Annotated in this window: 20 protein-coding genes; 8 read left to right on the top strand and 12 right to left on the bottom strand. The window is 60.7% G+C overall.

The annotated features are described in order from the left end of the window. Nucleotides 1-43: 43 nt before the first annotated feature. The 3 genes from ACTQ1S_RS03475 to ACTQ1S_RS03465 form a co-directional block, all read right to left on the bottom strand. The gene (locus ACTQ1S_RS03475; protein ID WP_441547083.1) at nucleotides 44-2,725 is read right to left on the bottom strand and encodes a DEAD/DEAH box helicase; all 2,682 of its coding nucleotides are present in this window, start codon (nucleotides 2,723-2,725) and stop codon (nucleotides 44-46) included. Nucleotides 2,726-2,992: 267 nt separating this feature from the next. Next, entirely contained in the window at nucleotides 2,993-3,874 is an 882-nt protein-coding gene (gene trmB / locus ACTQ1S_RS03470) for a tRNA (guanine(46)-N(7))-methyltransferase TrmB (RefSeq protein ID WP_441547082.1), read from the bottom strand. A 119-nt stretch (nucleotides 3,875-3,993) separates the two neighbouring features. Beyond that, nucleotides 3,994-4,866 (bottom strand): class I SAM-dependent methyltransferase, encoded by an 873-nt coding sequence (locus tag ACTQ1S_RS03465; RefSeq protein ID WP_441547081.1) that lies wholly within the window; start codon nucleotides 4,864-4,866, stop codon nucleotides 3,994-3,996. A 267-nt stretch (nucleotides 4,867-5,133) separates the two neighbouring features. Here ACTQ1S_RS03465 and ACTQ1S_RS03460 point away from each other — a divergent pair, with 267 nt between their 5' ends. The 4 genes from ACTQ1S_RS03460 (at nucleotide 5,134) to ACTQ1S_RS03445 (ending at nucleotide 9,628) form a co-directional block, all read left to right on the top strand. Next, a complete protein-coding gene (locus ACTQ1S_RS03460) occupies nucleotides 5,134-5,850 on the top strand; it encodes a helix-turn-helix domain-containing protein (RefSeq protein ID WP_441547080.1) in 717 nt (238 codons plus the stop codon). After that, complete coding sequence (locus ACTQ1S_RS03455) at nucleotides 5,850-6,770, top strand: DUF4097 family beta strand repeat-containing protein (protein ID WP_441547079.1); 921 nt, start codon at nucleotides 5,850-5,852, stop codon at nucleotides 6,768-6,770. The genes ACTQ1S_RS03460 and ACTQ1S_RS03455 overlap by 1 nt, the downstream gene beginning before the upstream one ends. A gap of 74 nt (nucleotides 6,771-6,844) precedes the next feature. Continuing rightward, nucleotides 6,845-8,752 carry an elongator complex protein 3 gene (locus ACTQ1S_RS03450; protein WP_441546493.1) on the top strand — a complete coding sequence of 636 codons (1,908 nt, stop codon included), beginning with the start codon at nucleotides 6,845-6,847 and terminating at the stop codon, nucleotides 8,750-8,752. After that, nucleotides 8,753-9,628 carry a spermidine synthase gene (locus tag ACTQ1S_RS03445; RefSeq protein ID WP_441546494.1) on the top strand — a complete coding sequence of 292 codons (876 nt, stop codon included), beginning with the start codon at nucleotides 8,753-8,755 and terminating at the stop codon, nucleotides 9,626-9,628. It begins immediately after the preceding gene. Nucleotides 9,629-9,832: 204 nt separating this feature from the next. Here ACTQ1S_RS03445 and ACTQ1S_RS03440 read toward each other — a convergent pair whose 3' ends face one another. The 8 genes from ACTQ1S_RS03440 to ACTQ1S_RS03405 form a co-directional block, all read right to left on the bottom strand. Then, nucleotides 9,833-12,277, bottom strand: coding sequence for a DEAD/DEAH box helicase (locus ACTQ1S_RS03440; RefSeq protein ID WP_441547078.1), 2,445 nt, complete (start codon nucleotides 12,275-12,277; stop codon nucleotides 9,833-9,835). Between the two features lie 116 nt (nucleotides 12,278-12,393). Then, entirely contained in the window at nucleotides 12,394-13,692 is a 1,299-nt protein-coding gene (locus ACTQ1S_RS03435) for an ATP-binding protein (RefSeq protein WP_441547077.1), read from the bottom strand. Further along, nucleotides 13,685-15,445, bottom strand: coding sequence for a TerB N-terminal domain-containing protein (locus ACTQ1S_RS03430; RefSeq protein WP_441547076.1), 1,761 nt, complete (start codon nucleotides 15,443-15,445; stop codon nucleotides 13,685-13,687). The genes ACTQ1S_RS03435 and ACTQ1S_RS03430 overlap by 8 nt, the downstream gene beginning before the upstream one ends. An 88-nt stretch (nucleotides 15,446-15,533) precedes the next feature. Then, complete coding sequence (locus tag ACTQ1S_RS03425; RefSeq protein WP_441547075.1) at nucleotides 15,534-16,250, bottom strand: DUF554 domain-containing protein; 717 nt, start codon at nucleotides 16,248-16,250, stop codon at nucleotides 15,534-15,536. 88 nt (nucleotides 16,251-16,338) lie between these two features. Continuing rightward, nucleotides 16,339-17,730, bottom strand: a complete 1,392-nt coding sequence (locus ACTQ1S_RS03420) for a hypothetical protein (RefSeq protein ID WP_441547074.1) — start codon at nucleotides 17,728-17,730, stop codon at nucleotides 16,339-16,341. Nucleotides 17,731-18,010: 280 nt separating this feature from the next. Then, entirely contained in the window at nucleotides 18,011-18,613 is a 603-nt protein-coding gene (locus ACTQ1S_RS03415; protein ID WP_441547073.1) for a hypothetical protein, read from the bottom strand. A gap of 87 nt (nucleotides 18,614-18,700) precedes the next feature. Next, nucleotides 18,701-19,210: a hypothetical protein gene (locus ACTQ1S_RS03410; protein WP_441547072.1), complete on the bottom strand. Its 510-nt coding sequence runs from the start codon at nucleotides 19,208-19,210 to the stop codon at nucleotides 18,701-18,703. Then, nucleotides 19,207-19,503, bottom strand: a complete 297-nt coding sequence (locus ACTQ1S_RS03405) for a hypothetical protein (protein WP_154517147.1) — start codon at nucleotides 19,501-19,503, stop codon at nucleotides 19,207-19,209. The genes ACTQ1S_RS03410 and ACTQ1S_RS03405 overlap by 4 nt, the downstream gene beginning before the upstream one ends. A 344-nt stretch (nucleotides 19,504-19,847) precedes the next feature. Between ACTQ1S_RS03405 and ACTQ1S_RS03400 the strand changes: the two genes are divergently transcribed. The 3 genes from ACTQ1S_RS03400 to ACTQ1S_RS03390 are packed head-to-tail and all read left to right on the top strand — an operon-like array spanning nucleotide 19,848 to nucleotide 23,476. Next, nucleotides 19,848-21,449 (top strand): FAD-binding oxidoreductase, encoded by a 1,602-nt coding sequence (locus ACTQ1S_RS03400; protein WP_441547071.1) that lies wholly within the window; start codon nucleotides 19,848-19,850, stop codon nucleotides 21,447-21,449. Between the two features lie 2 nt (nucleotides 21,450-21,451). Next, the gene (locus tag ACTQ1S_RS03395; protein ID WP_154517150.1) at nucleotides 21,452-22,267 is read left to right on the top strand and encodes an electron transfer flavoprotein subunit beta/FixA family protein; all 816 of its coding nucleotides are present in this window, start codon (nucleotides 21,452-21,454) and stop codon (nucleotides 22,265-22,267) included. Beyond that, entirely contained in the window at nucleotides 22,268-23,476 is a 1,209-nt protein-coding gene (locus tag ACTQ1S_RS03390; protein ID WP_441547070.1) for an FAD-binding protein, read from the top strand. Here the strand turns inward: ACTQ1S_RS03390 and ACTQ1S_RS03385 are convergent. Next, nucleotides 23,473-24,285: an HD domain-containing protein gene (locus ACTQ1S_RS03385; protein ID WP_441547069.1), complete on the bottom strand. Its 813-nt coding sequence runs from the start codon at nucleotides 24,283-24,285 to the stop codon at nucleotides 23,473-23,475. The genes ACTQ1S_RS03390 and ACTQ1S_RS03385 overlap by 4 nt on opposite strands. A 514-nt stretch (nucleotides 24,286-24,799) precedes the next feature. Between ACTQ1S_RS03385 and ACTQ1S_RS03380 the strand changes: the two genes are divergently transcribed. Beyond that, the gene (locus ACTQ1S_RS03380; RefSeq protein WP_427794188.1) at nucleotides 24,800-25,822 is read left to right on the top strand and encodes a 2-keto-3-deoxygluconate permease; all 1,023 of its coding nucleotides are present in this window, start codon (nucleotides 24,800-24,802) and stop codon (nucleotides 25,820-25,822) included. Nucleotides 25,823-25,969 lie beyond the last annotated feature (147 nt).

Raw genomic sequence — 25,969 nt, 5'->3', positions numbered from 1 at the left:
ATATTGCCAACGGCCCCGCTTCGTTTCGTTCCAGTATGTTCGACTAGTCCTCGAGCAAGTCTTCGATAAAGCCGACGCGGTAGTTTTTGAAGATGACTTCACCGCCGTCTTGCGTGGCGTCCAGATCGACATCGCCCATGATGCCAAAGTCGTGGTCGCCGTCCTCGTCGGCAAAGATCTGGTGCACGTGCCATACGTGCGCGGTCTTCTCGTCGGATTCATCGATGGAAAACATCGCGGCGCTGCGGGCGTCTCCGTCGGTGAGGATTTCCTCGTGCTGCTCATGGTAGGCATCGAGGGCCTTTTGCCAGCGGATCTCGCTCATGCCCCAGTCGTCGTCGAGCTCGCCCAGGTCGCGAACGTGCTCACGGGCGGCAAGGGTCACGCGGCGGAAGAGCGCATTGCGCACCAGCAGCGTGCAGCCGCGGCGGTCCGCCACGACCTCGTCGATGCCCTGTGGCGGCGCGGCATCGAGGGCTGCCGGGTTGCCGGCGTTCTCCCACTCGTCCACCAGGCTCGAGTCCACCGAGCGCACCACAAAGCCCAGCCACGAGATAATGTCGCGCAGGCGCTCGTCGCGCTTCTCGATGGGTACGGTGCGGTCGAGCGAACGGTAGGCCTCTGCCAGGTAGCGAAGCAAAATGCCCTCGGAGCGGGCGATGCCGAGCTTTTGAATGTAACCCTTAAAATCGCTCGCGCTTTCCAGCATATCGCGCAGGACACTCTTGGGAGAGAGCTGGTAGTCGTTTGCCCAGGGCACTTCCTGGCAGTACTTGTCAAAAGCGGCGTCGAGCAAATCCTCGAGCGGCTTTTCGTACGTGACGTCTTGAATGCGCTCCAAGCGTTCCTCATACTCGATGCCGTCGGCCTTCATCTCGGCCATAGCGCGATCGCGTGCGGCGCGCTCCTGTGCACGCAATACCTGCTTGGGGTCCTCGAGCGTGGCCTCGACCATCGAGATGAGGTCCATGGTATAGGTCTCACTTTCGGGGTCGAGCAGCTCCAGCGCGGCAAGCAAAAACGGCGAGAGCGGCTGGTCGAGCGCAAAGTCCTCGGGCAGGTCGACCGTCAGCGCGTAGTCGATGTCCGGCGCGGCGTCAGCCGGAGCGTCGGGTGCGGGCGGCACCTCGGTGCGCACGACGACGCCGGAGTCGATGAGCGTGGCGAAGATCTCGTCGGCGCGAACCTCAAGCTTGGCCTTTTCTTCGGGGGTCTGCAGGCTTGTCTCGATGAGGTCGTGTACGCGGGCTCGGGCATTGCCGCCCTGCTCGACCACACTAATCACCATAGAGTGCGTGATGCGCAGGCGTGGCTTGAGTGTTTCGGGTTGCGTCTCGATCAGGCGCTCAAAAGTTTGCTTGTTCCATGAGACAAAGCCCTCGGGGGCCTTTTTCTTTTTAATCTTACGGAGTTTTTTGGGGTCGTCGCCCGCCTTGGCCATAAGCTTGGCATTCTCGATCTCGTGCTCGGGTGCCTCGGCGATTACCATGCCCTCGGTATCGAAGCCCGAGCGACCGGCGCGACCGGCAATTTGATGGAACTCGCGGGCGCGCAGGCGACGCATCTTGTAACCATCGAACTTGGTGAGCGCGGTGAGCACCACGGTGTGGATGGGTACGTTGATGCCGACGCCGAGCGTATCGGTACCGCAGATGACGGGCAGCAGGCCCTGCTGCGCCAGGCGCTCGACCAGCAGGCGATAGCGCGGCAACATGCCAGCATGGTGCACGCCGACGCCGCATCCAAGCAGGCGCTTGAGAATCTTGCCAAAGGCCGTGGAGAAGCTCGTTCCCTTTGCCGCTTCCTTAATGGCCTCGCGCTGCTCCTTGCTGGCGATGCCAAAATTGGCGAGCGACTGTGCCGTCGCAAGGGCGGCATCCTGGCTAAAGTGCACGATATAGAGCGGGGCCTCGCCACGGCGCATGGCGAGCTCGACCGTGCCCTCGAGGGAGGTCGTCACATAGTCGTAGCTCAGCGGAACAGGACGCGGGGCATCGACAACCAAGTCGCAAGCAGCGCCGGTGTGCTCCTCGAGCGAGGCGGCGATGGCGGTGACATCGCCGAGCGTGGCGCTCATGAGCATAAACTGCGTGTGGGGCAGGGTGAGCAGCGGTACCTGCCAGGCCCAGCCGCGGTCGGGGTCGGCAAAGTAGTGGAACTCGTCCATGGCGACGCAGCCCACGTCGGCGCCCTTGCCCTCGCGCAGCGCATCGTTGGCAAGGATTTCGGCCGTGCAGCAGATGACGGGCGCCTTGGTATTGATATGCGTATCGCCGGTGATCATGCCGACGTTATCGCGGCCGAGTACCTGTACCAGGTCGAAGAACTTTTCGCTGACCAGGGCTTTGATGGGGGCCGTGTAATAGCAGCGCTTGCCCTGAGCCATGCCCATAAAGAGCATGCCCAGCGCGACGAGCGATTTACCCGATCCGGTCGGTGTGCCTAAAATGACGTGATCGCCGGCGGCCAGGTCCATGAGGGCCTCTTCTTGGTGATCCCACAGCTCAATGCCACGGTCGCTCGTCCATTCAAAGAAGCGTTCGAAGGCCTGATCGGGCGTGAGCCATGGTTCGGGCTCGCTGCCGTCCTCGGGCTCCCACCAGGTGGGAGAGAGCGCGCCGAGCGAGCCAAACTCGGCTTCGGTTCCCGTGCCGCCCGAGAACGAGCTGGCGGCGCCGGCACCGGAGACGGTGCTAGCGGCGGTATCTGTCGTGGTCTGTGCCATGTGTTTGCTTTCTCTCGCGATTGTCCGCCAACTATTATGGCGTAGCGTCGCATCGATGCGTTCGCAGGCAAGAAAATGCAGGAAATGGGCGTTCTGCCCAGCTGTTTGGTGCATTTGCCAGCTAAGTGAGTAGACTTTTTGCAATATCGCGAGCACATGGCTTTTGCGCAAAGGCTCTACCTGCGGTTTTAGTATTGGTTATGCGGGTTGTACTTGGCTATTGCAAAAAAGTCTACTCACTTAGATTTGAGGGTCGTTTGCTGGCGCCTATTTGCGCTTGTTTGCCGAAGCCGCGACCATCAGAGGCCCCTGGGACTCCTGCGGTAAGCGCTTCTTGCCCTTGCGGGCGCGGTTTTTAAAGTTCTCGACGGCCTCTTCCATGCCGAGGGGCACGTAGGTGAGCTCATCGAGATTGTCGGGCAGGTAGCACGCAAGGCTTTGCTCCTGCGCGCGGCCCGCCGTGAGCTGTTCATTGCTGGGCAGCGCGTCGGGAGTGGCGCAAATGCCATAGACGGCGGCACCCATCTCGCGCGTGCGGCGCTCGTATTCGGTCTCGGGATGCTCGGGATGGTCGCGGCGAACGTTGTCACTTACCCAAAGTGTGTCGTAGCCGGCCGCGGTAAACTGCCCCAGGGCGTAGTCGCGCAATGGCTTGCTGTCGGTGCGCAGCGTGACGGTGGCGCCGGCTGAAAAAAGCGGGCGGTAGAGCATCAGATGGTCGACATGGACGAGTCGTTTTTTGGCGTACTTGGCCTTAGGCTGCGGCGTGGGAAAGTTGATGGTGATGGCATCGAGCTCGCCTGTGGCAAACAGCTGCGGCAACGATGCGGCGCCTCGGGGCAGGACGAGTGCGTTGGTCAGTTCCTGCTCGCAGATTTTCTGTGCGGCATAGGCGATGCAGATGGGCTCCTGGTCCATGCCGATAAAGAGCGTGTTTGGCTCGTGGGCCGCGCGCTCTACAAGGTACGTTCCCTTGCCGCAGCCAAGATCCAGGTGAAGGTGTTCGAAAGACTTGCTGCCTGCGGGCGCACAGGCCTCGCGCCAATCTCCGGCATAGATTTCAGGGTTCGTCTCAATCGCATCGGCGTAGCGCTCCAGGCGCTCTTCGAGCACAAAGTTCTTAGGCGTGCGAACGTGGACGGCTCCCATGAGGCTCCTTGGTCATAAGTATGGAACGCATAGCTGCGCGTTCCGTCAATGGGTTGAAAAAAGGGTAGGCATAGCTTGCCCGAAAGATGCGGTGCGGCTCGTCGGCGGCTCGTCGGTGCCTACAGGCGCTTGAGAATCACGTAGCGGTTGAGCTCGCCACTGCGACCGTCGGCATGGAAGCGCTCAAGCTCGCGTACGGGGACCTCGCCGCTCTTGTAGAACGTGCGAACGCCGCGCACCAGGTCGGTGATCTGCTGATCGTCAAAGTGATGGCAATAGCGGTAGGCGTGGCGGTCGTTTTGCCAGCCAATGAGGTGGTCGCCGGCTTCAAACTGCGCTGAATCGTAACCCTCAAACGGCGGGGTGAGCTCGGCGCGGGCCTCGGCGCGAACGGCCTTGCGCGCCATGCGCTCGTCGTTCATGAACTCCCAAAAGCTAATGGCGATGATGCCGCCCGGGCGCGTCTGGCGCACCAGGGCGTCGAGTACGCGTACGCGGTACTCGCACGACGGCACGTGGTGCATAAAGCCAAAACAGACCGAGATGTCGGCGAGCGGGGCATCGAAAAGCGCGTCGGGCGCCTCGGCGGGGTTGAGCTTCATGAGGGCGTCGAGCACGTCGAGTTCCTGGAAGTGCAGGTTGGGAATGCGCAGGGCGTGACCGTGCGCATCGATAGCCAGGTCTTGGCACGAGTCGACGCCATAGAACTCAAACGGGCAGCTGACATCTGCCGAGGAGTTTGCGCCGTCGACGCCCTTGGCGGCAAGTGCGCCGCCGGCGGCAAAGTTCTCGAATCGCATATTGCCGCAGGCAAGGTCAAAGACGCGGACGGGATGCTCGATTGTGGCGACGTCGAGCTGCCCGAGCGCGATGTCCATGGTGCGCACCCAGCCGGGCCACGGGGCCTGACGCGTATCGGAAAAGGAGGCGGAGTGCTCGCGATAGAACGTGTTGTTGAGCTGGATGAGCGATGAGGCGAAATCGCGGTTCACGGCGCGGGACTCCCTCCGTTGGCGGTGCGGAATAAACAGTACGACCATACTACCGTTAACGCCGCAGCGGGGACAACCAAGCTAGGTGCCATTGCTTTGTTTGGACACATTTCCGCAGCTCATATGCACCCGCAACCGCCGGTTGTCAAAAATCTCACTAGAATAGGTGGCATGCTTTTGGCGGTGGCGGATAGATTTTTAACTATGCAAGGCGCCTTAAGAACATAAACGGTCCGGCGGCACGGCTGGCATCACATAGGAGGAACCATGAATGTAGAAACTGCGCAGCGGCTCGCCGACCTTCGCCGCAGCAAAGGCTTTAGTCAAGAAGGGCTGGCACGAAAGCTGGGACTGTCGCGCCAAGCGGTCAGCAAATGGGAACGCGCAGAGAGCTCGCCCGATACCGAGAACCTGATCTCGCTCGCCAAGCTCTATGGCGTGAGCCTGGACGAGCTGCTCAATCCGAGCGACGAGATCGAGGACGATATCGAGTTTGAGAACGAGGACCGCGCCCGCCAGCGCGAGGCCGAGGCCGCGGAGCGCGCCCGCACCCATGAGGCGGCGGCACGTGCCACCGAGGCGGCAACACAGGCGAGTGATGCTGCGGCCAAGGCGGCGCAAGCGGCAAGCTGGAGTGCGCAGGCCGCCAATGCCGCTACGGCGCAGGCGACGAGTGGCGGTGCAGTTGGCTCGACTCCGGCGAAGGGCCCGTTCCAGTCGTTCCCGTATTGGGCCGTGTGCTGGCTGCTGTTCTTTTTGCTGATGTTCCCGTTTGGCGCCGGCCCCTTTGCTGCGCTCATCTTCTTTACGATCCCTATCTATCACTGGGTGGCGCGTGCGCTCGATGGCGATTGGGCGCGCGGTGATATTCAGGTTGGTCCGGCATCGGTGACGGCTAGGGCTCAGAATGTTTCCGCTGCGGTTGATGCTGACGTGGCTACCGCGACCACCGCTGAGCCGATTGCCAAAGAGGGTGATGAATGATGAAGCTTTCGCATGAATCCAAGGTACGCTTGGGCGTTGGCATCGGAGCGTTTGTGCTCATCATTGGGCTTGTCTTTGGCATTTCGCGGCTATTGGCTCATTCCGATATGGTGCGTACGACCGGTATTCTATCTGGCCATTTGTCTGATTTTGACGATATGTTTGACGAGGACGATTCCTTGAATAGCGGTAACTATTCCGCTCGGCCTCAGCAGCTTTCGAGCACGACTTTTGATGCCGATGAGTTCCGCTACCTCGATTTCGATATCAATGCGGCTTCGGTGGACGTCAAGGTTGTTGATGGCAACAAGGCTCGCGTTATCGAGCGGGGACGCGTTGCCAAGGGTATGGATGCCTCCAAGGCCGCGACGCAAAACATCGCATCTGTCGAGGACTCGACGCTCAAGGTTTCCCAGTTTGGAAGTGATGACGGTAAGGCAATCGATCGCTCAGTTACGGTTGAGCTGCCACGCCGTGTTGCCGAACATCTGAAGGGAGTCAACGCGCACGTGGGCTCGGGTGATCTGCAGATTGCCGGTGTCAGCTGTGATGGTTTCGACCTTTTCCTGGGTGCGGGAGATGTAGAGTTTTCGGGCAGCGTGACTGATGCGCTCAGCGCTGAGGTCGGTTCGGGCGATGTGACGTTCGAGCTTTACCAGGCCCCCGCGAAGTCGATGGACGTGAGTGTGGGCTCGGGCGATGTGGAGATGACGGTTCCGAACTCGACGGGCTTTAAGGCGAGCGTCACCTTGGGCAGCGGCGACTTCGAGAGCGATTTCCTTCCGCTTGGCTACGACGGCGAGACCATTTTGAATCTTGAATTCGATAACGGCGATAAGTCTGCCACGTATCGTTTTGAGGTCGGTTCGGGTGACATGTCGTTTGATCCGGAGAGAGAAACGGATATCGAAGACTTATAAACCCTAGACGCGCTGTTTGATGAAGGCGCCGGAGCCGTGACGGGCTCCGGCGCCTTTGCCTTTACAATGGGGGCATGGAACAGATTATCTTGAACATACTTAAAGCCCTGCGTCGCGGCGAGACCGTAGACGACAAGGCGCTCGTCAAACTGATACATGCCGAGGCGCGCCGTGAGGGTGCCGACAAGCGCGATCTGGCCAAGCGCCGTCTGCTGCCGTTCTACCAGCGGGTTAAACGTGAGGATCCGGCTCGTTGGGCTGCGTGGAATGTCGATTCCGATCTGGAACGTCAACTGCTGCAGGTGCTACGCATGAAGCCGCGCCGCACGGCTTCGGGCGTGGCGACCATTACCGTCATCACCAAGCCGTGGCCGTGCTCGGGCGATTGCCTGTTTTGCCCCAACGACCTGCGTATGCCCAAAAGCTATTTGCATGCCGAGCCCGCGTGCGCCCGTGCGGAGCAAAATTGCTTCGATCCGTATCTGCAGGTGAGCGCTCGTCTGACCGCGCTTTCGCAGATGGGGCATGCGACCGATAAGATTGAGCTCATTGTGCTCGGTGGCACCTGGAGCGACTATCCGGAAGGGTATCAGACGTGGTTTATGTCGGAGCTCTTCCGTGCGCTCAATGACGATGCCGTGGCTGGTGTGGCTGCCAACCCCATGTTGGCGCGTCCGGGCATCAGCCGTGCCGAGGCGGGGCGTCTGCTCGACGATGCACCCGCCGATGCGCTGCCGCCGGTGGTGTCGGAGCGCCGCGAGCGCTATCGGGCTGCCGGCATTGCGACAGACGAGGCTGAGCTCGCTGCCGGCGTTGCCGACGAGCAGGAGCGTGTGGATGCTGCCGTGGGCGGCTATAACCGTGCGGTGCGTCGTTTGTACGGCCCCGGTACGCCGTGGGGCGAGGTCACCGAGTGGCAGACGGCAACGATGGAGGAGCTCGAGCGTCAGCAGCGCATCAACGAGACGGCGAAGCATCGCGTGGTGGGACTCGTTATCGAGACGCGCCCCGATGCCGTAACGCCGCAGGCGCTTACGCTCATCCGCCGCCTGGGCTGCACCAAGATCCAGATGGGCATCCAGAGCCTCGACCAGTACCTGCTCGATATCAACGAACGTCGCATTTCGGTGGGCCAAATCGAGCGGGCGTTTTCGCTTGCGCGCCTGTTTGGCTTTAAGATCCACGCGCATTTTATGCTTAACCTGCTGGGCGCCACACCCGAGGGGGACAAGCGCGACTACGAGCGCTTTATGACCGAGGGGGTCTTTATGCCCGACGAGGTCAAGGTCTACCCGTGCGCGCTCATCGAGGGCTCGCGTCTGGTGGGCTGCTACGAGCGCGGCGAGTGGCGCCCCTATACCGAGGAGGAGCTACTCGACGTGCTAGCCGATGACATCGTGGTGACGCCGCCGTTCTGCCGTATCAGCCGCATGATCCGCGATTTTAGCTCCGATGACATTATGGTGGGCAACAAGAAGCCCAACCTGCGTCAGCTCGTCGAGAACCGCCTGGCTGCTCGGGGTGACGGTGCGACGGTGCGTGAGATTCGCTATCGCGAGATCAGCACGGCGGGTGCCGACTTGGATGAGCTGACCCTTGACGAGGATGTAGCGTACGAGACGCCGGTGACGCACGAGCGCTTTTTGCAGTGGGTGACGCCGCAGGGCAAGATTGCGGGCTTTTTGCGCCTGTCGCTGCCCGACCATTCGTTTGTTGCCGCGCATGCGGACGAGTTACCGACGACGCCGGACGAGGCGATGATTCGCGAGGTGCACGTGTACGGCATGACGGCGCGCGTGGGCGACCAGGGCCAGGCGGCGCAGCATCACGGGTTGGGGCGTTTGCTCGTAGAGCGTGCGTGCGAGATTGCCCGGGATGCGGGTTATGCGCGCATCAACGTGATCAGCGCGATCGGTACGCGCGAGTACTATCGCCATCTTGGATTTTATGACCATGGCCTTTATCTGCAAAAGGAGCTCTAGATGAACAAGCCGAGTGTTTCTGCCGGCGTTGTTGCCGGCGTTGCTCTGGGAGCCGCGGCGCTGGGCGCGGCTGCCGTCGCTGTTCGCGCTGCCTGTCTGCAGGTTGCGCGAACCCGCAATGGGTTGACGCGCGTGAAACGCGTGCACGATGAGGGCGGCGATGAAGTCCGCGTATTGGTGCAAGGCGGTGTCTACCAAAGCGCGAGTTACGTCGGCGAGCGCTGGGCGGAGCCCGTCTTTGCGTATTATCGCGCGTTTGACGACGTGTTTGAGGCCGAGGATGCGATGCGTGACGTTTATGGTCACGGTATCAGCCGTATGCTTATGCTAGGTGGCGGCGGGTTTGCCTATCCCAAATTTGCGCTGATGTCGCACGAGGGCCTGAGCATGGACGTTATCGAGTATGACGGAGAGATTACGCGCCTGGCGCGCCGCTGGTTCTACCTAGACGAGCTAGAGCGCGCGGCGGGCGATCGCCTGCGGGTGATAACCGCTGAGGCTCGCTCGTATCTGGGTGTGACGAGCGTGGGCCATCGTCGCTACGACGTGGTCGTGAGCGATTGCTTTGGCGGTGCCGAGCCCGTACGCGAGCTGGCGACGGTTGAGGCGTTGCGCTTAGTGCGGGGAAGCCTGAACCCCGGGGGTACCTACGTTGCCAATATCGTGAGCGCAAACGAGGGGAGCGATGTAACGTTCCTGCGCGACTGCGCTGCCACGGCACTCGAGGTATTCGCCCACGCCTGGGTGGTCCCCTGTGGCGATACAGAGTTCGGCGGCGAGGAAAACTACCTGCTCATTGCCAGCGACGGGAACTATGCCTTTGCCGAAGCCGTGCCCTTTGACGCCGACTTCCTCGGCGCCGTCCTTCACGACTAGCGCGTCTTTCTGCGACCAGTCTTTCTGGGACGGGGCTTTTTAGCTGCTTTCGGATGCCGGCTCGCTCCACATCGGGAGCAGTCAATTTGGGACGGGGCTTTTTTAGCTATCCCTGCCACTAATCGGCCAAACCTTTCGCTTTACCTGCAAGGGCAGCTAAAATAGCCCCGTCCCAAATTGACTGCTCATATAGTCAGCCCCGTTTTAGGCGTGGTCGCGCCAGCTGCGGACACGCTGCTTCATGCCATCTATGTCGAGCACGCCTTCGGCAAAGCCCTTACGCACGAGCTCTTCGGGAACGAACTCATCGTAACGATCAAAGTAAGGCACCTCGCCGGGATAGACGAGCTCGATGGGATCGAAGTCCTTCTCGGCCTCGGCGGCGAGTACCTCAAAGAACGTCTCTTCGTCGGCCTTCATCTTAAACTGCATAAAGTACGGGCGCGACGGGTCGAGTCCGCGAAGGCCCAGCTCCGCGGCACATTTAATCTTGAGCATGCGCTCGAGCGCCAAAAAGGCATAGCTGCCCAGCCAGGGGAAGAGCACCCAGGTGTCGCCGCCCAGGTTAATGAGTGGCCTAGTGCCCGCACCCGAAATCTCGGCCGTATGGCGAGCCTGCGCCAGACGGGCTCGCGCGTTGCCCATAAGGTATGGATATGTCGCGTGCTCGTTGAGCGCCTTGCGCATGCGCTCGAGTACGTGTGTGTTGATGTCGCCGGGGCAGTCGCCAAAGTAAGCCGGCACACGGCCCTTGACCTGCGTGGCAAAGACGGTATGGCGCTTCCAGTCCACTTCCTCGACAATCCAGCAGTGCCCGGCGATGGCGATACGCTCACCGGGCGGTGGGGGATTGACGATCGTGCCCAGCTCGGCCGACTCGCTGCGGACGGTGAACTCCTCGTTTTCCTGGAACACGGCGTAGAACTTAAAATTGTTGATGATGCGCTCGCCCGCGAGGCCCACGATGAGCCCGCCGCCCTCGGTGACCTGGATATGGTCGATCTTAATGAGGTGACGCAGCAGCACGCGATAGTCATCGGCTGAGACGCGGTGGAAATAACTGAGCGTGAGCACGCGCTGGGCAAGTTCTGCCGGCGTGAGCTCTCCGGTGCTGGCAAGCGTCGACATAGTCTGGTGATAGAGCAGACTGTAGGGGAGTCGATCGAGCTCGGGCGGCTCGACCCACTTTTCCTCGCGATAGAGTTGTACGAGTGCGATGCCCTGTAGGAGCTTCCACGGAATGGTTTCGGGCATCATCGTGCGCGGCTCGGGCTCTTCCTCGCGCATGACAAACCACATCTCGGGCGGAAGGTCGCGGCGCCCCGTGCGGCCCATTCGCTGCAAAAAGGAGCTGACGGTAAATGGCGCATCGATCTGAAATGCACGCTCCAGACGGCCGATATCGATGCCAAGCTCAAGCGTAGAGGTGGTGACGGTCGTCTGTGCCTGCTCCTCATCGCGCATGAGCTCTTCTGCCGTCTCGCGCAACGATGCCGAAAGATTGCCGTGATGGATGAGGAAACGGTCAGGCTCGTGTCGGCTCTCGCAGTAGCTGCGCAGCATGGAACATACGGCCTCTGCCTCCTCGCGCGAGTTGGCAAAGACCAGACACTTGCGCCCGCGGGTGTGTTCGAAGATATAGCCCATGCCGGGATCGGCGTTGTCGGGTGCGGTGTCGGTGGGGTTGAGGAGCGCTTGCTCGGCGGCCCGGGGGATGTCGACTTCGCCCTCGGGGGCCGAGGAAGTGCAGCGGTTCCCGGAGGTAGCCTTACCCTGTGCCCGTTTGCGACGTTGACGGCGCTTGTCCTGTGTGGGCTGTCCGCTGTGGCACGTGCCTTGGGTGTCGGCCGGCAGCGCCGTGGGTGCCGCTGCCTCAATGCGCTCGGAGGCAAGCACTTCGGCCTCTTGAGGACCCATGCTCTCGAATCCCCGCTGCTGTGCCTGGGGACCCGAGTTGTAGAAGTGCTCCATGGAGATGCGCCACACGCGGCGCGGTTCCTCAAAACGGGGGATAACGCAGTCACGTCCCGTTCCCTGTGAGAGAAAAGCGCCCGTGCGCTCGGGGTCGCCGATGGTGGCCGAAAGGCCAATGCGTCGAGGCTGCACGCCGGCCATGCGCGAGAGTCGCTCGATAAGGCAGAGCGTCTGCCCGCCACGGTCGCCGCGCATGAGCGAGTGGACCTCGTCGATGACCACATAGCGCAGGTCGCAAAACATGCGCGGGATCGCCATGTGCTTATGGATCAGGAGCGCCTCGAGTGACTCGGGCGTAATCTGCAAGATGCCGCTCGGCTTTTTGATGAGCTTAGCCTTGTGCGACTGCGAGACATCGCCATGCCAGTGCCAGACAGGGATATCGGCCTCTTCGCAAAGGTCGTTAAGGCGGACGAACTGATCATTGATGAGCGCCTTGAGGGGGCCGATGTAGAGGGCGCCCACGCTCGCGGGCGGCTTCTCCCAAAACTCGGTCAGGATGGGAAAGAAGGCCGCCTCGGTTTTGCCGGAAGCCGTGGATGCCGTCAGGAGCACATTGTCTTGTGTGTTAAAGATGGCATCTGCCGCCGCAACCTGAATGGAGCGGAGACTCTCCCAATCGTGGGAGTAGATGAAGTCTTGGATAAACGGGGCGTAGCGGTCAAAGGCGTTCACGGGGCCTCCTTTCAAAAGCGAATCTCTCAACGCAGCGGGCAGTGGCTTGCTGCATGACTGCTTCAATGTTTGCCCAGATAAAACCTGCCAAAATAAACCTGTCCCTTTTTGGCAGGTTAGATGGCGAATTCGGCGAAGTTGCGGTCGGCGCCTGCGGTGCCGGTGTCGTCTGTTGCGGCTGCTGGCGCGTCACCGCCGACGCTTTGCAGCAGCTCGGCCACGTTGGCGTTGGGGTTTTGGCATAGGATGTCGAGCAGCTCGATAAAGTCACGAATGACTTCGCGCGGCGTCAGATGCGTGTCGGCTCCCACGCGACCGAACTCAATCTTGAGGAAGTCCACCAGGTCGTTCTCGGTAAGCGTGGGCGTCCAGCCAAAGTAGCCGGCGTGAATTTGCATGATTTTTTCGATCAGCACCAGCAACTCTTCGTAGGTGAGTGGCTGCAGACGGATGATGGGCGCGAGCATGTCTTTAAGGTCCTCGCGTGCAAAGCGGCCCTGAGCGAGTCGGCTGCGCAGGGCCTCGTAGGAGAACACGCCGCGGCGGCGGTCTTCGATGGAGGTTGGCGTGCCGCCCATGATCATGCCCAGGTACTGCGCCTTGCCCTGGAGCGTGTCGTTGTACATGGTCAGGATCTTCTCGTAGTTGTATTGGCGCGTGATCGCGTTGGGAATCTTATACAGATTCACGAGTTCGTCGATGAGCACCAGCATGCCCTTGTAGCCGCTGCAGACCAAAAAGCGCGCAATGAGCTTAACGTAGTCGTACCAGTCGTCATCGCTGATGATGGTTGAGGAACCCAGTTCGGCGCGAGCCTCGCTCTTGGTGCGGTATTCGCCGCGGATCCATTTGGTTATGCGGCTCATGGCCTCTCCATCGCCCTCGGATACGGCCGTGCGGTAGCGGCGGAGCATGCGGGCGAAGTCGAAGCCGTGGACCATCTCCTCGAGCGGGGCCAGTTGGGCATTGACGACCGACTCGTCGACGTCGGCACACGAGGCGACCCAGCGATCCAGAATAAGGTTGAGCGCACCGCCCTCGGGGCGCGTCTTGGTCGATATGTTGCGGATGAGCTCACGGTAGGTGGCAAGGCCCTGCCCCTGACCGCCCTGCAGGCGGCGCTCGGGCGACAGGTCGGCATCGGCGACGACGAACCCCTCGCCCATGGCGTGCGTGCGGATGGTCTGGAGCAAAAAGCTCTTGCCTGCGCCGTAGCGACCGACCAGAAACCGGAAGCTCGCGCCACCGTCGGCGATGAGACTCAAATCGGTGAGCAGGGCGCGGATCTCGACCTCGCGCCCTACGGTGATATAGGGAAGGCCGATGCGCGGGACCACACCGCCCTTGAGTGAGTTGAGAATGACGGCAGCGACGCGCTTGGGCACGCGGGGTGCTGCGGATGCGGTATCACTCATGGTCTAGGTATCCTCTCACGTCTGCTTCGTAATCCTCGATAATTTGCGGTCCTGCCGCGCCGAACTCGATAACGGTGTCTCCCACCAGGTCAAAGAGCGTCTCGTTGATGCCGTCGACGAGCATATCCTCGCTCTGGCCCGACCTCTCCACTGCCGATGTCGCTTGCACTGTGTTTTGCTCGAGGAGCGCGCGAAGAAAGGCATCTTCGGCGGGCGCGAGTTTGTTCGTAGCTTCGGCAGACGCGGGCGTTACGGGTGCGGGCGCAGACACGAGGAGCGGTGCCATGACGCCAAACTCTTCGGCGGAGACAGTCGGCTCGTCGGGTTCGTCTTGCTGAATGGTCATCTCGCCAGGTTCGGCAGTCATGCCGGGCGCAGACTCGCGGCCCGGCTGCTCGATAAGCGTTGCCTCGGCTTCCACGGGCGTGCCGTCCTCGCGCTCCTCATCAATCAAAAGCGCTTCACGCGTTTGCGCGGCGGCGCTCCGAATGTGCCCCAGCTGGCTCAAATCGATATCGATCTTGACGGGCTGGTGTGCGGCATCCCACGAAAGCCATGCCACGATCTCGTCATCGATGATTTTGGCCAGATATTTGGGGACCTTCTCCTCCTTCAGGGGGTGGGCGGGGGCTAGGGCCAGGCGCAGACGTTGGTCGCAGGCGCGCATCATCTCACCAAGCTTGCTGCTCTTTTGCCTGCTGCCGTGAATTCGCATGCATTCCCAAAAACCGTTTTGGCAGCGGTAGATATGGATGGGGTCAAGACGGTATTCGCAGTCCTCGTGGCGCTCGGGCGCAAAGAACACGGCCGAGGCAAACATGGTATAGGGCATGGCCGTCTCCTCCCCAAACAAGCTCGCCACGATACCGGTCTTTCGGTGCGTGTCATAGTAGCGCGCCATGCGGACGTACACGGCACATGCCACGTGGCGTAGGTCGCGATGGTGGCTGCGATCGAGTCTAGAGTTATCGAGGTTATACGTGGAGAGGGCGTTAATAGCGGCCATGAGTCGCTCCTCGCCCGCCTCGTCGGGCGGGAGGGGGAGCGTAGGCTCGGAGGTCTTACGACGCGCAGGCGGCAGATCCGACGGCGTCGGTGCAGGTGCAAGGTCTCGAGCCGCGCGCCGCAGCTCGATAAGGGCGTTATCGAACATGACGGTTTTAGAGTCGCGAAGCAGTTTGGGGTCGAGCCCGTGGAAAACGGCGTAATCTTGCAACCACACGCGTGCAAACCGGTCGATGCCGGGCTCGAAGGCACGATAGGCGTTCCAAAAGGCCTTGATCTTGCTAAAGCCATCGAGTGGGTCATCTACGCCAATGCCGCAGATCAGCTCATAGAGATACAGGAAGGCAAAGGACGTAGACGTTTCCTCGACAGTTCCGCGGCGCACTTGGGCACGCCAGGTAAAGTAGCCGCGCAACTGTCGATCGCTCATGGCATTGTAGGTGGGAAAGTACGACTTAAAGGTGCCGTTGTAGGGACAATCGTCCTCGAAGTCGGCCATCAGCAGGCCTTGGCGGTAAAAGAGCTCCGCCTCCGATAGCCAACGTCCCGCGCCGCCTTTGGGATCATCTTGCCAGCGCGATATCTCGCGCATCTTGCGGTACTGGTCGGGGAGGAAGTTCTGCATCTGTCGACCGGTCTTGAGAATCGGCTCGTCAGCATAGATTTCGTTTGAGAAGCGGGCGGACTGATGGGTCCGGGCCTCGGCCATAATGCGCTCGATGAGCATCTTGACGTCCTGGTCGGCCACCGCTTCTCCTCTCCTAACGCAGCTTCGGTGACCTCATATCATAGCACAGCATCAAACAGGTGTTCGAGAAACCGCTACGTAGATAGATTTAGAACAAGAGGGCGTAGATGACCGCCACGACGACGGAGGGGAGCATGTTGGCCGTGCGGAAGGTCTGAGGTCGAATAAGGTTAACCCCAACACAGAAGATGAGCATAGAGCCCACAAGCGAAAGGCTGTCGAGGGCCGCGGTGGTAATGATGGGGGAGAGTGAGCCGGCAAAAAGCGTGATCGTGCCCTGGAATACGGCAACGGGCAGGGCCGAGAAGATGCAGCCGCGGCCAAGCGAGGCCGTCATGGTGCAGACGATGATGCAGTCCAGCGCGCCCTTCAGGGCAAGCGTGGACCAGTCGCCGAGCAGACCGTCCTGAATCGATCCTACGATGGCCATGGCACCGATACACACGGTGAGCGATGCCGAGACAAAGGCGTTGGTGAACTCGTTGTCGCCTTCGCTGCCGGTTTTGCGCTTGAGCCATTCGCCGAGGTTCTCGATGGCGGCCTCCAGGTTGATGGCCTCGCCGATGAGCGAACCGAGGGCAAATGAGACGATAAGCATGGTGGTGCCGGTGGTCGCCAACGCCTCTCCATCGATAACGAGCATCTTTTGCATGGTGCCGCCCAGGCCGATAAACAGAACACACAACCCCGACGCCTTCATGAGCGTGTCTTGGATGCGAGGCGTAATGAAGCGCCCACCCATAAGGCCAAGCAGACCGCCCGCGATCAAAAGCGCGACGTTGATGATCGTTCCTAAACCCGGCATGAACCCTCCTGTAATTGATGCCAACGCGGCAATCGTAGCAGAACGGGGAGGGGGCGCTCAGTATCCGAGCCAAGCGGCGGTTAGCGGTCTAGGACAGGATGGGGCTAAAGTCGAAGCGCAGCGTCATGAGGTGCTGTGGGGATTCGATGGCTGCGGCAATGATGTCGGCATCTCGTGCGCGATCGAACCCTTCAAGTTCCATTTGATAGGGGACGTCTTCTTGGATACCGATGCGACGAGGAACCAAAAGCTTGGTTCCGTCGAATTCTTCGGTTCGCGTTCCGTCTGCTGCAACGGAATAAAGGTGTAACTTGGCGGTCGTTGTGGCATCAAGTGCCGAGATAGCTTGGATATCGTTCGATGCGCTCTTTGCTCCCACTGCTGTAAGTGCCGTAGGCGCGACGACTTCGCCCGAAGGCAAAAAGACGAGCTCGACGGTGTTGGGGAATGCGATGAGGATATTTTTGCGGCGGGGCGCATTGGCAGCGACTGGCTCAATGCTTGCAGCATCGACGGTTTCCGTGTGGTCGAGCGCGACCATCATGCAACAGTTGCCTTCGTCGACACTTGGGGGAGCGGCAAAGTCCAGGCCGTCTTTCGGTTGGGAATCGCCTAGTTCGGTGGCGCTGCCGCTTGGCTTCTCGAGAGGAACCGCAGCGTTGTCTTCTGATGATGCATCGTCAACATGTGCCGGTACGTCTGCGACCTCGTCTTTGGGGGATTTGTCATTATCGCTCGACATAGGAGCGGCAATCTCGACGGATCCCACTCCGTGCCATGTCATTTGGAGCAGCGCCGGATCGGCGAGAATGCGCTGCACGCCCGGCTCCTGGGCATCGATATTGATGGGGGCGGGTTCTGATCCGCGCACGAGGTTAAGCGAGCCCTTCTGCCTGGTGCTTTGAGCCTTTTGGTCGTCCGCGTCGCCAGCGTAGAACAGCAAAGGCGCATCTCCCGTTGCGATGGCTTCGGTGTCCGCCTTGGTCAGCCGCAGCGACGCCGTAAAGGAGATGATGGGCTGCGCGCCATCGACATTCGAGGGAACGCAGCCCAGGCATACACCCCCTTCTTCTTCATGGGCCGCGCTGTCGAAGACGACCTTTGCCCCGTTCGCCGAGTCATCGACCGAGGCAATATCGATGCGCAGCTCTAAGTCGCATGGGTCGCCATCGGCGTCGACTGCAGCCGATTTCCATGTGCAGATGGCGCAACCTGTCTGGGGGCCGTTCTCCTTGTCCGGTCGATTGATATCCACGACTATCGAGTCGACCGTATTGCGGTGAAGGCATCCCGAGGTTCGGACCGTGGCATGTGCGAGCGAAAAACGTTGGCAGGCGATGATACCCGACGAATTCGACGCGGGGTTCAGAGCTTGCGGTAAGGAGCTTGCCGTGGCGGGCGTCGCCCAAGCGGCGAGAGGCGTACCGCTCGCCAGTGCGCTGCAGAGCGCGGCAACGGGCAAAAGGTTTTTGGGTGCCATGGTTCTCCTATCTATTCCGCGTACTCCGGTCGTGCTTGGCTATTGGTTGCGTTTGATGTGCAGGCCAAGGCACGTCAGTCCTGCTCCCACCGTGGCGACGCCTACCGCAATGAGTTGCCGGGTGTCGCTCGTCTGGACGAGCGGCTCGTGACAGCTGCCGCGATTAAGGCCCGAAAGATCGACGGTCACTTCTGTGGCTGCCTGCGCTTGCTCTTGTTGAGCAAAGGCCATTGCGGGTGCGGACGCCAAGATGCTGACGATGGCGGCCAGTGCAATCGCCTTAGGACGTGGCGTGCGCACCGGGCTCGACCGTCCAGGTGATGCTTGCCACTTGATCTCCCGTACCGGCGGCGTGGTAGATGTCACGCGTGACGCGGGCGACGTGGCCTCTCACATTGAGCCTAATTTTGTCCGTTCCGTCGCCAATGTCCTTGTACTTCATGTCGAAGCTTGCGTCTTTGGAAAGATCGAGGCCCGTAGTCTGAGTCGCCGAGCTGGCATCCTTTTCTGCCTCATCGGGGCCAACCTTAAAATCGATGGAGTTCTGGGCCGAGCCCGTCTTTGCGTCTGCAACGATTGTCCAGTCGTTCTGGGCCGTGACCTTCATGTTGGTGACGTGGATGCCGTATGCCGAGAGGTTGTCGATGGTAATCGTCTCGTCGGAGGGTCCTACAAGCGTTCCGTCGGCTTTGGCGGCAAAGGGGATGACCGTTGGCGCCTTAAACGAAACATTGCTAATGTCGGCCTTCACCGTCACATCGGTGGTTCCAACGCGCACCTCTGCCATGGCCGCCGTTGGCGCGGCGCCCATCGCAAGTGCGAGCGTAAGCCCTGCGCCCACGGCGAGTGCCCTGGCTCCGCTCAGGTTCATGGGTGTGTTCATAATTGATCCTTTCTGCTCGTCACGGACTGGTTCCGTGATGGTTGGACGAATGGGGACAGGGTGCTGCCCCTGCGAGCGCGTCGGCCACTAGCCTTCTGCCTGTGCCACCCGCACTTTGACGCGCGTCGGATTGCCGTGGGTGTCGTAGGTCTTGGCATCGAGTGCCTGAATCTCGATATATGCCTCGCCTTCTTGGATATCGCCGGCGGGGCAGGTCTCAACCGTCTTGCCGGCTTCGACCACACCGGACTCATAGATGGTCTCGTCGTTTTGAACCACGCGGAAGCGCTGGGGAAACTTGTTGTCTTGGACGTTTTGCACGTTGACGCGCAACTTGCCGCCTTCCTGCAACTGTGCGACCGGCGCGACCGAGATCGTCATCATGTTGTCGCGGACGATGGCGTCGAGCTCATCCTGGATTTCTTGGCGCGATTTACCTTCTGCCGTCGTGACTGAGGCGCCCGCTTCGGGCACGGGCTGCGACTGCCAGGCGTATAGCCCTACGGCGATGAGGGCGCAGACGACAGCCAGGCAGACAACGACGAGTTTCTTGCGACGCCCCAGTCCTGCAAGGCGGGGCGGCTTCTTCGCACTCATGCGGCGTCCTTGGTGGTGTAGACACGTGCGAACGTGGACGGGTCCGCTCCAAAGAGCATGTGAAGCATCAGGCGGCGCGAGTAGATGAGCTCGTCGAAGTCGTGAGGGAGCTCGATGTTGTGGATACGCGCGATGTGGTGGGCGAGCGCCGAGAACGACTCGGGGTCGCAGATCACATCGGTGGTGACGTGGTAGACCTCCGTACCTGGAAATGCATCTTCGTCGAAAGGCAAGAGATAGGGGTCGTCATCGACTTCGATGGCGAAACCGTATTGGGGCCAGTAATATGCCATGGAAACCTCCCTGCTCTGGGGCCAAAACTCCTATTGGTTTGGCTGTCGATGCCGACCGTATCAGCCGCAACTTGCCCAATAACTAACCAATTGCTTGACGAGCCGAAATCTCCGCAGGTAAAAGCATGTGAAAAAAATCTCAAATATTTTTGACTGATAAATGCACATGTTGTGGCTGCGCGGCAACGTGTGGCAAAAGCGTCGCTTGTCTCGAAAATTCCACCGTTCGCCGAATTGCGCGAACGTTAAAAACGTCAATTATGGAGACGGTCTCGAACATGTCGGTGAAACGATGCGGTAACATTTCCCTGCAAACACTGTAGTTAGCTAAAGGGGGAGTTCGCGTGTCTGCAACCATCAAACCCTTCACCGACGAGTTCGAAGAGTATGGTCGCGATGAGTCTCGCACATCGGGCGAGGCCTCGAGCATCTCGTTTCCGACAACGGAGGACGAGGTCCGCGCCATTATGGAAAAGCTCCATGCCGAGCGTGTCCCGGTGACGGTTCAGGGCGCCCGGACCGGTCTTGCCGCCGGCGCCGTGCCTCATGGCGGTCACATTCTCAATACTTCCCGCATGAATCGCTACCTAGGCATTCGCCGCGATGAGCAGGGCCGCTTTCTTCTGCGCGTGGCGCCCGGCGTCGTGCTGTCTGAGCTGCGCAAGCAACTGGGCAAGAAAGTGCTGCCGACTGCCGGCTGGGACCAGGCATCGCTTGAGGCCTACGAGGAGTTCCAGGAAGCTCCCGAGCAATTCTTTCCTACCGACCCCACCGAGGCATCTGCCTGCCTGGGCGGTATGGCGGCATGCAACGCTTCCGGCGCCCGTAGCTACGCTTACGGCCCCATGCGCCCTCACGTCACGGGCCTTCATGTCGTGCTGACCGATGGCGACCTGCTCGAGCTTCACCGTGGCGAGGTTTTTGCACAGGGCCGTCGCCTTTCGCTCGTCACGGTGCAGGGCCGCACGCTCGAGCTCGACCTTCCCGACTACACCATGCCCAAGACCAAAAATGCTTCGGGCTATTTCGTTGCTGACGATATGGATGCCATCGATCTGTTTATCGGTGCGTGTGGCACACTCGGCGTCATCACCGAGCTCGAGATTGCCCTGCAGGCGGCGCCTGCGGTCGTTTGGGGCGTGAGCTGCTTCTTTGACAGCGAAGACAAGGCCGTGTCCTTCACCGATTCTGTACGTCCCGTCCTGTCCCACGCGGCTGCCATCGAATATTTCGATGCGGGTGCCCTGGATATCCTGCGTCGTCAGCGCGGGCAGTCGACCGCGTTCGCCTCGCTGCCGGCGCTCGACAAAGACGCCAAGGTCTGTGTCTACGTGGAGCTCGACTGCGACGACGAAGCCCAGGCGACTGAGGAGCTGTATCACTTGGGGTGGGTACTGGAGCTTGCGGGCGGCAGCGACGATGCGACATGGGTCGCGCGCACCGAGGTCGATCGCGAGTGTCAGCGATTCTTCCGCCATGCGGTGCCCGAGAGCGTCAACATGCTCATCGACGAGCGTCGCCGCACGGACCCCACCATTACCAAGCTGGGGTCGGATATGTCGGTGCCCAACGCACGCTTGGCCGATGTCATCGCCCTTTATCGCCGCACGTTGGCCGAAAGTGGGCTTGAATCTGCCGCCTGGGGGCACATCGGTAACAACCATCTGCATGTGAACATTCTGCCGCGCGATGCGCAGGATTACCGCCGCGGCGGAGAGCTCTTTGCCCAGTGGGCTTCCGAGGTCACGGCCATGGGCGGCGCCGTCTCCGCCGAACACGGCGTCGGCAAGATCAAGGCGGGCTTCTTGGAGACGATGTACGGTCACGAGGCCATGGTCGAGTCGGCGCGGCTCAAGCTCCAGCTCGATCCTGCCGGGCAGTTGGGCCGCGGTAACCTGTTTTCGGAGAAGCTCTTGGATGAGCTCGTCCAGAAAGGGGGCGCGTGAAGATGAGCGATTTCCATATGGTGGTGTGCGTCAAGGCGGTGCCGGGCAGCACCGAGGTCAAGATGGACCCCAAGACCAATACCATCGTGCGCGATGGCAAGCAGGCGGTCATTAATCCCTTTGACGCGAGCGCTTTGGAATGCGCGCTGGCGCTGAAAGACGACTTTATCGGCTTTGGCATGGACGTGCGCGTAACGGTGGTGTCGATGGGCATCCCCGCGACTGAATCGCTATTGCGCGACTGCATCGCCCGAGGCGCCGATGACGCACTGCTGCTAACCGATCGCGCCTTTGCAGGTGCCGATACCCTGGCAACCACCTATGCCCTCAAGTGTGGCATCGAGGCGCTCGACGAGGACTTCGACCTGCTCATCTGCGGCAAGATGGCGGTGGACGGCGATACGGCCCAGATTGGTCCCGAGCTTGCCGGTGCCTTCGAGATTCCCTGCGTGACCGACGTGAGCTGCGTGCAGAGTGCGGGCTTTACGACCTGTGGTTCACTGGCGCTTGTTCACGGCTGCGATGCCGGCGAGGAGACGGTCTATCTTGAGATGCCGTGCGCGATGACGACTGCCAAGGAGATTGGCCAACTGCGTATGCCGAGTATCGCCGGTATTCGTGCGGCCGAGGAGGCGGACGTGCGCGTGGTCAACGCTGCCGACGTGAACGCCGACCCCGCGCGCTGCGGTCTTGCCGGCTCGCCGACACAGGTCGTGCGATCGTTTGTGCCCGACCGCGACCAAACGTGCGAGGCCGTTGACGGAACGGCGTCCGAGCAGGCGGCGAAACTTGCCAAGATTATCGAGGGGATGGCATAGATGATGAGCGGACTGATTATCGATAGCGAAGCCTGTATCGGCTGTGGTCGCTGCGTTCGCGCCTGTGCCTCGGGCGGCATCGTAGTGGAAGGCGAGCGGCCCAACCGTTGCGCCCGCGTAACCGACGGCTGCATCCTATGCGGCGGGTGCGTCGACGCTTGCCCCGTCAATGCTATTTCGATCGAGCGCGACGAGGCCGCCGGCGCGGTTGACCTCGATGCATATCGAGACATTTGGGTATTCGCGCAGACCGACGAGCACGATACGGTGGCTCCCGTTGCCTTCGAGCTCATGGGCAAGGGCCGCGAGCTTGCCGATGCACGCGGCTGTCGCCTGGTGGCGCTGGTCGGCATGGGCCCCGAGGGTTCTCTCGGCGACCTGGAGCATCTGGTTTGCGCCGGTGCGGACGAGGTCCTGATCTGTCGCGACGAGCGTCTGCGCCAGAACGATGTGGAGGTCTACGCTCGCCTCATCTGCGATTTGGTGGCAGAGCGCAAGCCCGAGGCCATTCTGTACGGAGCGACCGCCTTTGGCCGCGAACTGGCACCCGGCGTTGCCGTGCGTTTGCAGACGGGCCTTACGGCTGACTGTACCGTGCTTTCGATGGATACGGAGACGGGGCTGCTGCAACAGACGCGTCCGGCGTTTGGCGGCAACCTGATGGCCACCATCGTCTGCCCCAATCATCGTCCCCAGATGGCAACGGTGCGCCCCGGCATCTTTAAGGCGCCCGACTTTGACTACGGCCGCTCCGGCACGATCACCCAGATAGCACTTGCGGATGATGCTAAGGCTCGTGTCGAGATCTCGATTCCCGCCGAGGAGTGGGGACAGCAGGCTTCAATCGCCGATGCCGAGCGCCTGGTCGTGGTAGGTCGCGGCATTGGTTCCAAGAAAAACCTGCCGCTGATGCGAAGGCTCGCCGAGGCTTTGGGAGCCGAGCTTGGCTGCACGCGACCCGTCGTGGAGGCCGGCTGGTTGGAGTATCGCCATCAGATTGGCCAGACGGGCGTATCGGTTTCGCCCAAGATTCTTGTGAGTATCGGTGTTTCGGGCGCCATCCAGCATCTTGCCGGCATCGGTGGGGCGGAATGCATTATCGCCATCAACGAGGACCCGGATGCCCCCATCTTTGGTGCTGCCCAGTACAAGGTTGTCGGTGATGCCGTCGAGGTCGTCGAGGAGCTGCTAGCCCAGCTTGAGCGCTAGGCGCGCGCCAGCCAGTCGCGCATCTCTTCCCTAAGACGGCTCCAGGTTGCCTGTGTGGCGGGGTCGGTAAAGGGCTGCGTAATACCAAAGGGCGCGTCGAGCAGGCGGTAGATATCGCCCTGCTCGCGCGCCAGCGCGCGGCTCGCCGGATAGACGAGCTCAAACATAAAGCAGATGAGTCCTACCAGGTAGTCCGCGGGCTCGTCGCGTTCATCACGTGCGACGCAGCGGTGCTCGTCAAAGGCGGCCAACGTCGGCGCCGAGAAGTGGCTGGCGAGAAATGCGTCCTCATCCACCTTGAGGATGGTGTCGACGGTGCTGTCGGCGATGGTGCGCATAATGTCGATTTTGTCGCCATCGCGCACGATATCGCAGAAGCACCGTGTACGCTCGTCGAGTTGTGCCGGCAGGCGAAAGTCACTGTGATAGGCGATGCTCGCGCGGATGAGCTCGTCTTCTGCCGGGCTGTCGATAAAGTCGCGGATACTTGTTGCCGCGGGCGCGTCTGCAGGGTTTTTGCCAAAAAGGACCTCGAGGCCCAACTTCGCATGGCTCATGCTCTCGGCATCCTTAAACGTGTCCCAGCGTCGCAGCTGCTCAAAGCGGCCCATATCGTGCAACAGCCCACAAAGCCACGCCAGGTCAATGTCCTGCGGTGACCAGCCCTGCTCGCGTGCCACGGCATTACATGCCTCGGCAACGTGGTACGTATGCTCGATTTTGAGCGCGATACGCGGATTGGCGGCATCGTAGGCATCGGTGTAGGTCCTGAAGGCCGCGATTGCCCCCGTTCGATCGATAGCTGTCATAACGACTTCCTAAAAAGCTGTGTCTTTCTGTGTCTTTCGATCCGGTGGCAATTGTAGGTGAACTCGGTTGCCGCCGGGCGATGATTCTGCCATGTCGTCGAATGCGGCTCGGAAAGCTTGTCGGGACGAGGAACGCTACGGTGCTCAAAATCGTTAAAACCGTCTGGCCGGTGATGCTTGCCTATGTTGCGATAGGTGCGCCGTTGTCGATGTCCCCACCGCTATTGCGGGTTTTGTCTGCACATCGCTCTTTATTTGCCTGCTCTTTTCGCAGCGGCTGTCGGCGTCGTTGCGGTGGCAATCAAGACAAAGTCGATGTTGTGGTGCTGCGTCTCGGGTATCGGGCTCTATATCGTTTTGAGCCTCGTATAGGAGTGGGGTGCGTTTGCCGTCCGGGCCCAACGAATCGGATTTCTCACCGAGCCGGTCTGCTTCTTCTGGTACCATGGTCAAACTTTACTGTAGCAAAGCATGACGTGGGCTTTTGTTCTGCGTCGGCGGAAATGGGGGTTTCATGGCACAGGAAGCGATCGCCAACGAGCAAAAGAAATTCAAAGTACCGCGCATTCCGGGTGACATCATGATCTACCCGATGATCGTCGGCCTTTTGCTCAATACCTTCTGCCCGCAGGTCTTCGAGATCGGTGGCTTCTTTACCGCCGCCTGCCGCGGCGGTTCCAATACCATCGTCGCCGCGATCCTGTTGTTTGTGGGTGCCGGCATCAGCTTTAAGTCCACACCGGGTGCCATCAAGACCGGCATCGTCGTACTGATTCCTAAGCTTGTGGTGGCAGCCGTGCTGGGCTTGAGCGTTGCGTATTTCTTTAATGACAACTTTTTGGGCCTGAGCTCGGTTTCCATCATCGGCGGCATTACGTTTTGCAACATGGCGCTCTACACGGGCATCATGGGCGAGTTTGGCGACGAGTCCGAGCAGGGCGCCGTGGGCATCCTGTTCTTCACGGCGGGCCCTGCGGTTACCATGATCATTCTTGGTGTCTCTGGTCTTGCCAACATTCCCGTTGGCACCATCATCGGTTCCATCCTGCCGCTCGTGATTGGCATGGTTTTGGGCAACCTCTTCCCGTTCATCAAGAACCTGCTGGTTCCCGGCACCAATCCTGCGATCGCCGTCATCGGATTTCAGCTCGGTGCGTCTATGAGCCTGTCGAGCTTTATCACCGGCGGCATTTCCGGCATCTTGCTGGGCCTTGTCACGTTGTTTGTCGTCGGTCCCATCACCTTTGCGTTCGAGCGCCTGTGCGGCGGTAACGGCAAAGCCGCCGTGGCTTGTTCCACCATCGCCGGCACGGCTATGACCACGCCGGTTGCTCTTGCCGAGGTCGCGCCGCGCTATGCCGATCTTGCGCCCACCGCATACGCTCAGATCGCCACCGCCGTCATCATCACGGCAATCATGGCTCCGATTCTGACCGGTTGGGTCGATAAGAAGTTCTGCCAGGGCAAGGAAGACCTGTCGCCCGCCGGTGTCGAGGCCATCGAGGAAGCCGTCGCGGCCGACATCGATGGCGAGTAGCCATCGGCGCCCATCAATGATGCTGGCGTGCAACTCGCGCCGTGAGAGCGCCCGGGCGCTCTGGTATTATTCCCTCATTCCCCTCTGTATTGGGGGAGTTATGGTGATGCGTGCGGCTCGGAGAAGCGCTGTCGGTTTGATGATGGG

Origin of the sequence: Collinsella sp. LCP21S3_D3 (genome assembly GCF_052118305.1) — a bacterium.
GTDB lineage: Bacteria > Actinomycetota > Coriobacteriia > Coriobacteriales > Coriobacteriaceae > Collinsella.
The sequence above is the reverse complement of the archived record's forward strand: the minus strand, read 5'-3'. Positions and strand labels throughout refer to the sequence as shown.